Genomic DNA, 14,408 nt, shown 5'->3' on the forward strand with positions numbered 1-14,408 from the left:
CCCCACATCTTTTATTTTACAATTTCCGATAATTTAACTTTACGATCTTCAAACATAGACTGAGTACATGCATCTGCTGTTGCAATAGCCTCCAGAGCTGCTTCTCCTGTCAATAATTTTTTGAATTCTTCTGTTACCGGTGCTCCCTGCATGATTTCATGAAGGTAACGCATTTCCTTGTCAATAACAGATGATAACCACAATGGGGTACGTTTACCAGGTTTTCCGTAAGCAATCGCTCCATCCATTTCGGTACTATGGTAAATACGAGTACGATCATCATCTTCTTCCTGTGACTCATGGATTAGGAAATAACTTTCTTGGCCATCTAATTTGAGAGTTCCTTTACAGTTGAACAAGTCCAGACGAATCGCACCTTTTGTCCCTTGAATCAAGACATAGTGTTCACCCCAGCGATAAGCAGAACCCCATTCTAGCAGAGCAAAACGTTTGTTTGAAAATTCCATATTAACAAAAATCATGTCATCTTCATCACCAAAGTTTTCTCCCTCATGGGCTACATTACCGCCAGTCATTGTAACAGTTTCAGGCATCCCACCCATGAGAAATTGAACACAGTCCAATTCATGGATATGGTGATATAAGTGACCACCAGATTTTTCTCGAATTTTTTTCCAAGATACTGATGGTTGTTGTTCCTCCCATCCATTACGAGCTGTATGACAATATAGAACGTCCCCAATCACACCTTGATTGATTAATTCTTTGGCATGATGAACACCATTAAAGAAGTTCATGATATGCCCTGCCATAAAGGTCACATTATTTTCTTTACAAGCATCTACCATTTCGCGGCAATCCTCATAGGAAAGGGCAATTGGTTTTTCACAAAAAACATTTTTTCCATGTTGAGCTGCTTTGATAACAGGCTCTTTGTGCAGATTATTTGGAGAAGCTACAATAACACAATCAACTTCATCGCTAGCGACTAATTCATCTAACGATGCCGCAACTTTTGCTCCTAGCTCTTCAGCTACTGATTCCGCATTTTCTGGATCATAAACAACCGTAATCTCTGCACCATCGTTTTTTTGCATATATCGAGCCAATTCAGCTCCAAAATATCCTGTTCCTACGACGCCATATTTAACCATTTGTTTCTCCTTTGTTATTGTGTATAACATTTTTATTTTTTCTATTTCACAGAGCCCTCAGACAATCCTTTTGCTATCTTATTTTGAATAATAGAGAAGAAGATAATTGAAGGAAGGACGACGATAACAGAAGCTGCCATCATATCTCCCCAATCCAGAATTTCTGAACCATTTAATGAACGAAGTGCTACTGCCACTGTCATCTTACTGGTATCATTAATTAAGATTAAGGCATATAAAAATTCATTCCAAGCATTGATAAAAGTATAAATTGCTGTTGCCACAATCCCTGGTGCTACAATAGGTAATACAATCTTATAGAATGTCACAAATTTATTTGCACCGTCAATTCTAGCTGCTTCTTCAATACCGATTGGGACAGTCTGGAAGAAACCTACCAGAAGCCAAACCGCATAAGGAACACTAAAAGATAGATAAACCATCATTAAACCAAATAAACTATTTGTCAAGCCAACTTTTGCAATTGCTATTGAGTAAGGAATCGCCAACAAAATTGGCGGGAAAATATAGGTAATTACAAGCAATCTAGACATGATTGCTCCTAGCTTTGGAAAGAATCGAACAATCCCATAAGCAGCCATTGCCGAGATAATAATTGCAATGACTGTAGTCGTAAGGGCAATGAGTAAACTATTTTTGATATTATCAATAAAGTGTAAATCATTAATAACATGAACAAAATAGTCAAAAGTAAATTGCTCAGGCCAAAATCTAGTAGGAAACTGAGTCAGTTCTCCCTTACCCTTTACTGATGAAATAATGATCCAAATCAAGGGGAAAATAGCAACTATTGTTGCACCTACCAAGAGTATATGTGAAAGAATATCTAAATAAATTCCTGATTTCTTTTTCATTATTTTCTACCCTCCTTTTCCCACTTGCTTATAATGCCAAAATAAATAAAGCAAACTGCCATTAAGAAGATAAAGAGTAAAACAGTTACAGCTGAGGCACGACCCACCAATTTAGTTCCCCATCCAAGATTATAGGCAAAAATTGGGAGAGTCATTGTTGCATTTGAAGGTCCTCCACCTGTAATCAGATAGATGATATCAAAATTATTAAATATCCATACTGTTCTTAAAACAACTAGAAGCCCTACTACGACTTTAATATGAGGGAACACAATAAACTTAAATACTTGCCAACTAGACGCCCCATCAATTGTAGCTGCTTCAAATTGCTCTTCTGGAACTGTTTGAAGAGCAGACAAAACGTTGACCATAATCATTGGAGCACCAAACCAGATATTGATAAATACCAAGCAGATGAAGGCCCATGTGCTGTCTGTTAAAAATGCAGGAACATGATTCATGAGACCTAATTTAACAATCAAGTTTGGTAAATAACCATAAACTCCGTTCAAAATCCATTGCCATGAAAAAGCTATAACGATAGTCGGGAAAGCCCAAGGAACAATCAAAAGAGTGCGATAGAGTTTCTTAAATCGTCGTACTCGATGCAGGGCTAAAGCTAATACAAAACCTACTAAAACTTGCCCAACCAGCGAGAAAACCGTCCACTTAATGGAGTTAAAGAACGCATTAAAGAAGTTGGGATCTGATAGCACAGCCTTGTAATTCGCTAATCCAACAAATCGATAGTTTGGCATGATTAAATGTTTGTTGGTAAAGCTAAAATAGATGCTGGAGAAAAATGGATAAACAAATAATAGTCCAACAATGATAATAGCAGGTAATACAAACACCCATCGAGTCAAATTTCTATTTTTGACCATATGCTTATTCCTCTCTAAAAACAGAGGCCACATAATTGTAGCCTCTGCTATTATTATTTAACATCAACTGCTACAGTTTCAAATAAATCATTCAATTGTTTTTCTGCATCCTTAGCAGCCTCCATTGGATCTTTACCATTTGTAATAATATCTTGGAACATTTGTTCAATGATATGTTGGTTTGTTAACATTCCAGCTTGAACACTTGGACCATTTTCATATCCAATAGCTGTACCTTTTTCTGCCGCTTTTGTAATAACTTCTTCTGCATGTTGGAATTTCTTACGGACGTCATTATCTTTATAGGCTGGATCATCGCTAATGCCTTTGATGGCAGGCAACATTCCGACAGGAGTTGAATCCAAGAAATGAATATAGTCTTTCTTTTCATACAAAGATTCTAAGAATGCTTTCGCTACTTCTGGATGTTTTGAATTCTTCCAAACTACCAATGGAATATTAGAAGTTTCAATACCATAATCTTTATCTGATTCTTTTACTTTTGGAATCGGATAAGCATCAATCGCATCAATTAATTGAGGGCTATTTGCTTGGATACCACCAATATGGAATCCTGAGTTAAAGTCAAAAGCTGTCTTTCCTTGATAGAACAAAGTAGCTTGTTGCAAGACATTAAAGTTCAGTGAATCTTTTGGAGAAAATTCCTTGTACATTTTCACCCAATATTTAATTCCATCTTGAGCCAATTTGCTTGTCAAGTTGGCTTTCATATCCTTTGTCAACAGACTTCCACCGCCACTTCGTACATAGAAATTCAAGAAGCGTGTCCCCATCAGATCATTTGTCCCAAAAGGAACAGACAATCCATAAACTCCATTTTCTTTTAATTTTTTAGAAGCTTCATACAACTGGTCCCATGTTTTTGGAACTTCAATATTATATTGTTTCAATAAATCAGTGCGAACCCACATGACTTGAGCATGGGAGTACAATGGAACAGAATAAAAATTGCCATCAACTTTTGCTTCATCTAGTGCTGTTTTTGTAAACTTATCTTCCCCGATTTTCTTAACAGTATCATTCAATGGAATCAAAGCATCTGAATTGACCATTTCCATAACTTGGTTTGGCAAAGCCGTGCTAATATCTGGAACATTGCCATTCGCTAAACCAGTTGTCCATTTTGTATAAAAGTCATTCCAAGAAAACGTTTCGATTTTAATTTTTGTTTTTGGATGTTTTTTCATAAATTCATCTGCTGATTTTTGGATGCTTTCTAGACGAGGACCCTGTGTAAAGGAGTGCCACATAGTAATCTCACCAGATAATTCTGTTGATGAGCCTTTGTCAGCTGTCTTTTCCGTCTTGCCAGAACAAGCAACCAAGGCAAGACCTGTCAGAGCAAGACCTGCAAGACATAACATTTTTTTAAATTTTTTCATTGTTATTTCCTTCCTTTATTACGAAATTGCAACTTTAAAAACGACTTTTTTTACAGGATCATCATTTACACGAACCTTAGGTTGATGGAGATCTTCTGGAAAAGTAATTAAACATTCTCCAGCTCTTAGATGCACTAATTGCTCTACTTTTCCTTTGTATAACGCAATATCTTTATTTTCATCGTATTCTTGGGTTACGCTTACGCTTTCTGGTGAAGTAACTGCCATTGCTTCCTCATTTTCTAAAACCAAGTGGATATCTAAATATTTTTGGTGTGTTTCAAAAAATGTGCCCGCTTCACCATCAGCTAAATAAGTAAAGCAATTCCCAAATATACTATCTCCATCAATCTCCAGCAAACCCTCTTGAAGATCATCTAAATCAGTTGATTTTAGAAAGGAAATTAACTTTTCAAAATGCGGATTCACACCTGCATAGGTTGCTAAACGATTGATTTTGGTAATAATCATCCTCCATCCTCCTCTTTTTTCGTTAAGTAAAATTATTCCTATTTTTTTACAGCAGCCACAAAGCGTTCTGTTATTTCTTTGGGACGAGTAATTGCCCCTCCAACCACAATACCACGAACACCTAAATCATGAATCACTTTAGCATCTGCGGGGTAATGAATCTTCCCTTCCGCAATGACATCCAAACCTGCATTACAAAGATTTTTGATAAGTTCGAAATCAGGCCCATCTACTTTAGGACTGTAAGAAGTATAACCCGATAAGGTTGTCCCTACAAAATCTACTCCCGCCTCTGCCGCGTCTACACCCTCTTCAAGAGTGCTAATATCTGCCATTAGCAACTGTTTAGGGTACTTTCTCTTGACTTCCTTAATAAATTCCTCAATCGTTAAACCATCAAAGCGATCCCTTTTAGTACAATCCATTGCAATCACTTCAATATCTAACTCCGCCAACTCATCCACTTCTTTCATTGTTGCAGTGATAAAAGGTTCTTGCGGTGGATAATCCCTCTTAATAATTCCGATAATAGGAAGAGAGGATATCTCTTTAATTTCCTTGATATCCCGAACACTATTTGCTCGAATACCAATTGCTCCCCCCTGCTCAGCAGCCTTAACTAAAAGCGGAATCACTCCCCCTTTTTCTGTATAAAGCGGTTCATGAGGTAAGGCTTGGCAAGATACGATGATGCCATCCCTAATTTGTTCAATTAATGCTTCTTTGGAAATTTGTGCCATAGACAATCTCCTTTTTCTTTTGATATTCCGTTTATTTTGTAATGTCATTATATACAATTATTAAAGCGCTTTCAATATTTTCTGGCATTTAGATTTTAGTTTCCTATTTTTGGCATTTCTCATAAAAGTCTGAAAGTAGTTTCAGACTTTAGTCCATTTCCATAAAATAAAAAACAAAGATTTTTTTACTTTCTTTTTCATTTTTCTCATCTTCCTGCGAATAGTTAAGTGTAAGCAAAATCGCTTAACAAACTGTAAAGGAGTAACAAGATGTTTTTATTACCACTTTTCTGGCCTCTATTTTTCAAAATCTAAAAGATTGGAGATAATAATGAAAGAATTCAAAGAACTAACCAAACAAGAGTTAGAAGAAACAAGTGGCGGAGTTGCCATGCCTGCCTTATGGTTTTTTAGACGCCAAGCACCTTCAGGAAATCGACGGTCCTCTAGATTTTCACTTCTCATTCTCTAGACCATAGATGAGATAAGGCTCAACCGCTAGTCCTAAAGCTAGCTTCACTTCTACCAACTTAACAGTTGGTAGCCTATATAATAAAGGAGATAATACAATGGAAAATATGACAACAATTGAAAACCACTACCTCACCCTAACTGAAGACGAATTAATGAATGTTGAAGGGGGAGAATTCTTCACTGCTACTATTGCGGGTATTGCTGTATGGAAAATTGGAGTAGCAGCTCTATCTGGACTAAGCCTAGGTTATTTAATTAACCGCTAAAACCCTATACTTATATAAAAGGAGAATAACATGAGTAATTTCAATAGCATTGATAAATATGAAACACTAACTGAGACAAACTTGGCAGAAATCCAAGGTGGTGATTTAGGAGTTTTAGTCGGAATTTTCGCTGCTGCATATGTTATTGGTAGTGACTTAGCTAGACGAAAAAAATAGACCATTATGTTATCTAAAAAAGAAATAGTTATAACTGTCTTGTATCTTGTCTATGTCATTTTTTATGTATTAAACGATATGCATGTTCTGAAAATTGGCAACCTTCCTAATCTATTAGTGCCAACTATTCTATTTTTATGCTTAAAATACGAAATCAGACGAAATAGCGAACATAAGAAAAAGCCTGTATCTTAGGCTTTTTTCTAATCCTTCAGCCAACACACACTTCAGAACCTTTGCCTCTTTGACAACTCTACGCCTGAAAGATAGCTAGTAGACCACTCTTTGATTCCACCTAATCGCCATTCAGTTTATGTTTAGCACGGAGAAGGCAGCTCATTAATCCCAACATAATGAGCTCCTAGTGAGGAGAAAAACGATAGCCTAACAACATCAATAGAATCAAGAAATCGGTGTTCGCTATTGCTCCTCCTAGACTAAATTTCAGTCCATCGCCACTAATCACTACATTTTGTTGATCAATATACAAAAATCCCTCACTCATGCGAGCGAGGGATTTTTTTATGATCTTTACAGGAGTTTTTCACTCCTTCAGCCATGTACTTATTTACGACGTCCTGGACGTTCTTTGTAACCGTAGTAAGAATCTTCGATGATTTCTTGCATATGGTCAACCATTGGAAGACGTGGGTTAGCAGGCGAACATTGATCTTCATAAGCAAGGAAGGCCAATTCACGAGAATGTTTCTTCCATTCTTTTTCATCAATTCCTTGAGCCTTGAAGTTCATTTGGATACCAACGCGCTCACCAAGTTCGTAGACAGCTTTTGCGTAAGATTCCACACCTTCTTCTGGAGTAGAAGCTGGTAAACCAAGCATACGAGCGATATCTTGGTATTTTTCATCCGCACGGTAGTAGTTGTACTTAGGCCATGTCGCTGTCTTAGCTGGACGTGTACCATTGTAACGGATTACGTATGGCAGCAAGATAGCATTGGTACGACCGTGGATTGTGTGGAATTGCGCACCAATCTTATGAGCCATTGAGTGAGAAATACCCAAGAATGCATTGGCGAAGGCCATACCAGCAATAGTTGAAGCGTTATGCATCTTTTCACGTGAATGGAAATCTGCATTCTTCACAGAGCTTTCAAGATTTTCAAAGACAAGTTTGATTGCTTGAAGAGCAAGACCATCAGTGTAGTCGCTAGCCATTTGAGATACGTATGCTTCTGTTGCGTGAGTCAATACGTCCATACCAGTATCAGCAGCAACAAATCCTGGAACCGTTAATACCAAAGCAGGGTCTACGATGGCTACAGTAGGAGTCAATGAGTAGTCAGCGATTGGGTATTTACGGTTGTTAGCCTTATCAGAGATAACGGCAAACGGTGTTACTTCAGATCCTGTACCAGATGTTGTTGGGATTGCGATAAACTTAGTCTTCTTACCAAGCAATGGGAACTTGAAGGCACGTTTACGAATATCCATGAATTTTTGAACAAGGTCACGGAAGTCAACTTCTGGTTGCTCATAGAAGAGCCACATTACTTTAGCTGCGTCCATTGGTGAACCACCACCAAGTGCGATGATTGTATCAGGTTTGAAGGAACGCATGATCTCTGTACCACGTTCAACTGTTGTGATATCTGGATCTGGTTCTACGTCAGCAAAGATTTGATAAACAACCTTATTACGACGAAGATCGAGTTGCTCGATGATACGATCTAGGAAACCAAGCTCTACCATAGCATGGTCTGTAACGATCATGACACGCTCTACGTCACGACATTTTTGAAGGTATTGAATTGAGTCACGTTCAAAGTATGTTTTTGAAGGAAGTTTCATCCATTGCATGTTATTTCTCCGTCTTCCGACTTTTTTGATGTTCAAGAGATTGATGGCGCTGACATTATCTCCAACTGAGTTGCGTCCGTAAGAACCACATCCAAGTGTCAATGATGGCAAGAAGGCATTATAAACGTCCCCGATACCACCGAAAGTAGAAGGTGAGTTACAGATAACACGAATAGCTTTAACTGCTTTACCAAATTCTTTAGTTAATTCTTCATCTGCAGTATGGATAGCAGCTGAGTGACCAAGACCGTTAAATTCAACCATTTGGCGAGCCTTGTTAATTCCGTCTTCACGGCTATCGGATTTCAAAACTGCGATAACTGGAGATAATTTTTCACGAGTTAATGGCTCTTTTTCGCCAACTTCTTTACATTCTGCAGCAAGGATATTGGTTCCTTCTGGAACTGTAAATCCTGCTTGTTCTGCAATCCAAGCTGCTGGCTTACCTACGATATCTGCATTGAGCTTCGCACCAGCACAGTTCTTACTGTTTGCCTTAGCACCGAAGCAGAATTCTTCCAACAGAGCTTTTTCTTTCTTATTTACAAAGTAAGTATGATAAGATTTGAACTCTTCTACAAATTCGTCATAAACTTCCTTATCAATGATAACGGCTTGCTCAGAGGCACAGACCATACCATTGTCAAAGGACTTAGACATAACGATATCGTGCGCTGCTTGACGGATATTAGCGGATTTTTCCACATAAGCTGGTACGTTTCCGGCACCAACCCCAAGAGCTGGCTTGCCACATGAGTAAGCTGCCTTCACCATTGCATTACCACCAGTTGCAAGGATCGTTGCTACTCCTTCATGGTTCATAAGAGCACTAGTTGCTTCCATAGATGGTTGGGTAATCCATTGAATACAGTTTTCAGGAGCACCCGCTGCGATTGCTGCATCACGAACGATTTGAGCTGCATGAGCAGATGATTCTTGAGCAGATGGGTGGAAGGCAAAGACGATTGGATTACGAGTCTTCAATGAAATCAAAGACTTAAAGATTGCAGTCGAAGTTGGGTTTGTTGTAGGAGTAATTCCGCAGACAACACCAACCGGCTCAGCAATCAAAGTTAAACCTGTTACATCATCTTCTTCGATAACACCAACAGTCTTCGTGTGACGCATATTGTTTACCACATGTTCACAGGCGAATAGGTTTTTTGTTGCCTTATCTTCAAAGACCCCACGACCTGTTTCTTCATAAGCATGAAGCGCCAATTCTCCATGGGCATCAAGTGCTGCAACAGAAGCTTTAGCTACGATGTAGTCGACTTGTTCTTGGTCCAATTTGCGCATTTCATCAAGAGCAACCAAGGCTTTTTGTACTAACTCATCTACATGCTTTTCAGCTGCGAGTTTCTTTTCCTCAGGTGTCACAGTTTTTTTATCAGCCATATTTTCCTCCATAGCTTTCAAGGAATTTATCCTTTGTTAATTTTTTCACAATTTCATTATAACCCATTTGCTTTCCTTTGTAAACACTTTCGCTTACATTTCACAAACTTTTTTATTATTGTTTGTGAAATATATTTCAATCTCCATTTATTGCTGCGACTACCTCTATTTTTTTGTGAAATCAAATTTTGTAATAATTTAATTTCACATAGATTTGTTTACATATTTTCACAGAAGCTTGTAAAAATTAGGTAAGCGCTTTCATATATTATATATAAAGAACCCGAATATCGGGCCTTTATATTCATCATTAAATTAAGGTTTGACAGGACCTTTATTAGCTTCATCAAGCGTAGCCTTGATTGTTTGAGCATATAATTGACCACCTGCAGCAATGCTTTGTGACTCAGTGCCAAAGTGAACATAATCCGTTCCATACCAGATAGCAGGATTATCAATAGCTGCTTGATACCAATCTGCTACGTAGACATAATCATATTTCTTCGCCAATTCCAATTGGTACTGCCGAGTTTTTACTAGATCACTATTTTCATCTCCAGCAACTCGTCCATCATATGGAGTCACTAAGATTAAACGGTGTCCTTTTGGAAGTTTTTCAACCAGTTTATTAAGCACTTCTTCGTAATTAGGAACTGTATTAGCGCCTAAAGCAAGGACTACATTTTGCAGAAGAACCTTGTTGCTAATATCTGTTTGATAAACCTCTAAGCCTGTTTCTAAATTTCGGCTGACAGCTGCATCCAATTGCACACCAGGAATAGCTTCTTGTAACCAGTCATTAGCTCGCAAAGCTACAGAATCACCTATCAAGGTCGTTCCAGGCGCCACATTGTAATCAGTAGCTGTTGTTTGATCCGCTTGGCTACGGGTTAATTGCATCTTACTATCCGCTTGATTTAAGGCATTAATCATTAAGTCTTCTTCAAAAGCTCCAACCTTAGGTGAAGTAAAGATGATAAAGAAGCAGATGAGCCCCAAAGGGATCAGACTATAAAAAATCGGTCTCGCAATTGATTTTACATCGAGCTTAATACCAAACAAATCTGGTTTTCTTCCCGCTAAAACAGGTTCCAAAATATAGAAAGAGACTGCTGCAAAGGCAAAGGATAGAAGAGTAGTTAATACTACTGCTCCTGCATTTCCCATCAGCTGACTGAAAATAATGTAAAAAGGCCAATGGAAGAGATAAACACCGTAACTCGTATCAGCAATAAATGTGACCCAGATTGGCTCAGCCAGCTTCGGCGTCTTTTCATGGAGAACACGAGCTCCCAAAATCATAGCCAAGGCAGCTATCGTTGCTAGGAGAAAGCCGACTAAATAAGTGAAAATATTGTCAAAACGAAGCAGGAAGGTTAGAAGAATTAAGACAGCAAAACCACCACCAATAGTGGCTATCGTCTGCTTCATGCTCCAAGATTGTTCTAGTTTCTTGAAATTTGCACCTACACTTTGAACACCCGAAACTGTAGCTAAAGCTGTCCCAGCAAAGAAGGGGAAGATATGTGTCCAGCTTGAAAAATAAAGAGAAGAAAAATTCTTAGTGAAAAAGCTACTTACAAACATGGACAGAAAACTAAACAAGAAAATCCCTGTCGAAATCAGAAAAATCATCCCTCGAAATTGGCCGAGGCTTCGACTTTTCTTAGCCAAGAACCAGACTGCCAATCCCCACAAAATATAATAATGCACCTCAAGTGCCAGACTCCAAGTATGTACAAATAAATGAGGAACAAACTGACTTTCGTAGCTACCGCCCGATAAAATTTCATAGAAATTTGTTACAAAACCTAGGGCACCCGCTATCTGCGTTCCAATACCAGCCACAAAATCTTTGCGAATGAGGAGGGTAAACGGCAGAGTGATCAAAATCATAAAGACCAAAGGCGGAAAAATCCTATAGAAACGTCGTCTTAGAAACCCTAAAATATCAATTTCTTGACGTTTAGCAAATTCATCAATCAGGAGTGAGGTGATCAAAAATCCAGAAAATGCGTAGAAAACGTCCACCCCAATAAAGCCTCCAGGAAACACTCCCTGGAAGAAATGATAGAGTAGAACGAGAAGCAAACCTGCTATCCTTACTAATGAAAACCATTTAATGCGCATTTTGATAAATTCCTTGTTTAAACTTTCCTTTGTAAACGACCTTTTGCTCGGTTGTTAGAGTGCCTTGGCCGTCCGCTTGGCCTTTACTAAACTCACCTTCGTACTTCCAACCGCTCTTAGAGGTAAATTTCCCCTTGCCATCAAAGATTCCATTTTTGAAATCTCCTTCGTACTTATCGCCATTTTTGAAAGTCAAAGTTCCTTGACCATCCATCTTTCCATGAACCAGACTGCCATCATACTTAATCGCTCCCTTATCAAGAGTAAGCACTCCTTTATCTGGAATATTAGAAGTAAAAACTAAAATCGCAGACAAAGCAATTAGTGTAACAGCAGCTATCTCAAAATTTGTTCTTGTCAAATAATGCTGGTAGCGATTATAAAATTCTTTTAATTTATCCATTTTTATCCATCCAAACGTTCCAGCCAGCGCTCACATCCCGCTTGAACCAACCGGTAAGTTTCATCAAAATCATTAGTATACCAAGGATCTGGTACACTTTTATCCATAAACTGATATATCTTATCCTGATATTTCCGAGGGGCCATCTTTTTTAAATCGGCCACATTGGAAGCATCCATACCAACGATATAATCAAAGAAGGCAAAGTCCTTTTCAGACATCTGCAGAGAAGTTTTTTCAACATCAAATATAATCGCATGCTCATTCAAAGCTGCTTGAGTTCCTTGGTGAATTGGATTTCCATGTTCCCAATTAGAAGTTGCCCGACTTTCAATATGAAATTTATCAGTCAAGCTTTTCATAACAAACTCAGCCATCGGACTCCGACAGATGTTGCCCAAGCAAACAAATACAATTTTCTTCATAGAAATACCTCTTCTTAATTATATCAGAAAATGACATTAAATAGGTTGCTGACCTCCAAAAAAACTGGACGCTTTTCTGCCAATTTAGCATTTTTCTTCCTTCCAATAAGCAGGAAAAGACCACCTGATTGGGTGGTCTTTTAGGGAGATTATTATGAAAAAGAAAAGTTTTAGGAGTTCAAGCTAAGTATTCTTAACTTATGACTACAGTATACTCGAGCCAACTTAAAATTATCTTAAAGCAATTTTAAGTTTCTTTTTCTGGCAAATAAATGTCCAACCTAGGCCACTTAGATTGCCATTTTTTCTTTTCCAAACGTTCTCTATAAAGTTTGATCCTTTCCTCATCCGCTAAAAAATGCGGTGTGGGTTTGACTTGAAAGTTAACAAGATCAGTCAAGCCATAAGCTATGAATAACTCAAGATCATCATTTTTTAATAAACGTAAACCAAGAGCTGTACAGGTTTCTGGATATTTACTCATAGCGTCCTGTGAACTAGTATAAGGCTTAGTATTAGGACTATGAATATGCATATAAACTTGATTCTTTACTTCCCAGCTATAGAGTGGATAAGCTTCTCTCAAGCGCTTCTCAATTTGTAACGTCTCCTCATAAGAAACTGTCGGATCAAAGAATATCACATCTATATCTGTTTCAAAATCAAATTTTTCCCGACCTGACAAATGATTCCAGATGAAATTTCTAACACTTCCAGCTGCCAGCCAGCTATCCTGTAAATTCAACTCTCGAATAATCTTTACAATAGTCATTAGATGCTGATCATCATAGAAAAGGTCTAGAAGATTTTTCTCTTCTATTTCCATAAGCCTATTTCTCCATATATTCATAACCTAAATGTTCATAGGCTTTTCTAGTCGCAACACGACCAGTTCTCGTCCTCATGATAAAGCCTTTTTGAATCAAATAAGGTTCATACATATCTTCAACCGTTTCACGCTCCTCAGCAATATTTACTGACAAGGTACCTAGACCGACTGGACCACCACCATACATCTCAATCATAGTTCTCAGAATTTTTTGATCGACATAGTCCAAACCTTCATGATCCACATCTAACATGGAAAGAGCTTGATCCGTGATTGTCTCATCAATCAAACCATTGCCCATAATCTGAGCATAATCTCGAACTCGCTTCAATAGACGGTTGGCAATTCGAGGGGTGCCACGACTACGCAAAGCCAGTTCTTTAGCTGCTTCATGAGTGATATCCATCTCAAAAATTTCTGCCGTTCGCTCAACAATCTCAGTCAAATCAGCTTCTTCATAGTACTCCATGTGCCCTGTGATACCAAAGCGAGCTCTCAGAGGATTGGACAACATTCCTGCACGCGTGGTGGCACCTATGAGGGTAAACGGTGGTAAATCAAGATGGACACTACGATTAGCATCCCCTGAACCAATCATGATATCGATGTAAAAATCTTCCATAGCACTGTAGAGGACTTCTTCTACTGCCATTGGCAGACGGTGTATTTCATCGATAAAAAGAACGTCACCAGGCTCTAAATCATTTAAAATAGCAACCAAATCTCCTGCTTTTTCAATAACTGGTCCCGAAGTCTGCTTGATATTCACACCCAGCTCATTGGCAATCACAAAAGCCATGGTCGTCTTCCCCAGTCCAGGAGGACCAAATAAAAGAGCATGATCTAAAGCCTCATCCCTTAGTTTTGCTGCTTCAATAAAAATCTTCAACTGATTCTTGACCTTATCTTGGCCAATATACTCCTGCAGATATTGTGGTCGAAGCGTGCGCTCCACCATTTCTTCATCCATCATTTGTTCATTATCTAAAATTCTACTCAT

15 protein-coding genes are annotated in these 14,408 nt (G+C 38.3%); 3 read left to right on the plus strand and 12 right to left on the minus strand.

Going from position 1 to position 14,408, the window contains the following annotated elements:
- Positions 1–11 precede the first annotated feature (11 nt).
- From HMPREF3108_RS09625 to HMPREF3108_RS09650, 6 genes are read right to left on the minus strand one after another with little or no spacing between them, the layout of a single operon-like run.
- On the minus strand, positions 12–1,115 hold the full coding sequence (locus HMPREF3108_RS09625; protein WP_011999671.1) for a Gfo/Idh/MocA family protein: 1,104 nt from the start codon (positions 1,113–1,115) through the stop codon (positions 12–14).
- A 41-nt stretch (positions 1,116–1,156) separates the two neighbouring features.
- Complete coding sequence (locus HMPREF3108_RS09630) at positions 1,157–1,990, minus strand: carbohydrate ABC transporter permease (protein WP_011999670.1); 834 nt, start codon at positions 1,988–1,990, stop codon at positions 1,157–1,159.
- A complete protein-coding gene (locus HMPREF3108_RS09635) occupies positions 1,990–2,874 on the minus strand; it encodes a carbohydrate ABC transporter permease (RefSeq protein ID WP_070494406.1) in 885 nt (294 codons plus the stop codon). Before HMPREF3108_RS09635 ends, HMPREF3108_RS09630 begins: the two co-directional genes overlap by 1 nt.
- Before the next feature lie 53 nt (positions 2,875–2,927).
- Positions 2,928–4,277, minus strand: a complete 1,350-nt coding sequence (locus HMPREF3108_RS09640; protein ID WP_045634489.1) for an ABC transporter substrate-binding protein — start codon at positions 4,275–4,277, stop codon at positions 2,928–2,930.
- An 18-nt stretch (positions 4,278–4,295) separates the two neighbouring features.
- Positions 4,296–4,748, minus strand: a complete 453-nt coding sequence (locus tag HMPREF3108_RS09645) for a YhcH/YjgK/YiaL family protein (protein ID WP_045505155.1) — start codon at positions 4,746–4,748, stop codon at positions 4,296–4,298.
- A 38-nt stretch (positions 4,749–4,786) separates the two neighbouring features.
- Positions 4,787–5,488, minus strand: a complete 702-nt coding sequence (locus HMPREF3108_RS09650; protein WP_045634491.1) for an N-acetylmannosamine-6-phosphate 2-epimerase — start codon at positions 5,486–5,488, stop codon at positions 4,787–4,789.
- A gap of 331 nt (positions 5,489–5,819) precedes the next feature.
- Between HMPREF3108_RS09650 and HMPREF3108_RS10750 the strand changes: the two genes are divergently transcribed.
- The 3 genes from HMPREF3108_RS10750 to HMPREF3108_RS10760 all read left to right on the plus strand — a co-directional run bounded on the left by HMPREF3108_RS10750 (position 5,820) and on the right by HMPREF3108_RS10760 (position 6,405).
- On the plus strand, positions 5,820–5,960 hold the full coding sequence (locus tag HMPREF3108_RS10750; RefSeq protein WP_125392588.1) for a class IIb bacteriocin, lactobin A/cerein 7B family: 141 nt from the start codon (positions 5,820–5,822) through the stop codon (positions 5,958–5,960).
- Positions 5,961–6,057: 97 nt separating this feature from the next.
- A complete protein-coding gene (locus HMPREF3108_RS10755) occupies positions 6,058–6,228 on the plus strand; it encodes a bacteriocin (protein ID WP_118105409.1) in 171 nt (56 codons plus the stop codon).
- A gap of 30 nt (positions 6,229–6,258) precedes the next feature.
- Complete coding sequence (locus tag HMPREF3108_RS10760) at positions 6,259–6,405, plus strand: bacteriocin (RefSeq protein ID WP_125365923.1); 147 nt, start codon at positions 6,259–6,261, stop codon at positions 6,403–6,405.
- A 564-nt stretch (positions 6,406–6,969) separates the two neighbouring features.
- On the opposite strand, the gene adhE is transcribed toward HMPREF3108_RS10760, so the two are convergent.
- The 6 genes from adhE to ruvB form a co-directional block, all read right to left on the minus strand.
- Positions 6,970–9,621, minus strand: coding sequence for a bifunctional acetaldehyde-CoA/alcohol dehydrogenase (gene adhE, locus HMPREF3108_RS09655; protein ID WP_061597350.1), 2,652 nt, complete (start codon positions 9,619–9,621; stop codon positions 6,970–6,972).
- Positions 9,622–9,936: 315 nt separating this feature from the next.
- The gene (locus HMPREF3108_RS09660; protein WP_060553240.1) at positions 9,937–11,751 is read right to left on the minus strand and encodes an acyltransferase family protein; all 1,815 of its coding nucleotides are present in this window, start codon (positions 11,749–11,751) and stop codon (positions 9,937–9,939) included.
- A complete protein-coding gene (locus tag HMPREF3108_RS09665) occupies positions 11,741–12,154 on the minus strand; it encodes an MORN repeat-containing protein (protein WP_008808141.1) in 414 nt (137 codons plus the stop codon). Before HMPREF3108_RS09665 ends, HMPREF3108_RS09660 begins: the two co-directional genes overlap by 11 nt.
- A 2-nt stretch (positions 12,155–12,156) precedes the next feature.
- Positions 12,157–12,579, minus strand: a complete 423-nt coding sequence (locus tag HMPREF3108_RS09670) for a low molecular weight protein-tyrosine-phosphatase (protein ID WP_008808140.1) — start codon at positions 12,577–12,579, stop codon at positions 12,157–12,159.
- A gap of 247 nt (positions 12,580–12,826) precedes the next feature.
- A complete protein-coding gene (locus HMPREF3108_RS09675) occupies positions 12,827–13,405 on the minus strand; it encodes a nucleotidyltransferase family protein (RefSeq protein ID WP_061596304.1) in 579 nt (192 codons plus the stop codon).
- A gap of 4 nt (positions 13,406–13,409) precedes the next feature.
- Entirely contained in the window at positions 13,410–14,408 is a 999-nt protein-coding gene (gene ruvB, locus HMPREF3108_RS09680; RefSeq protein WP_008808138.1) for a Holliday junction branch migration DNA helicase RuvB, read from the minus strand.

Source organism: Streptococcus sp. HMSC10A01 (genome assembly GCF_001807785.1).
Taxonomy (GTDB): domain Bacteria; phylum Bacillota; class Bacilli; order Lactobacillales; family Streptococcaceae; genus Streptococcus; species Streptococcus gordonii.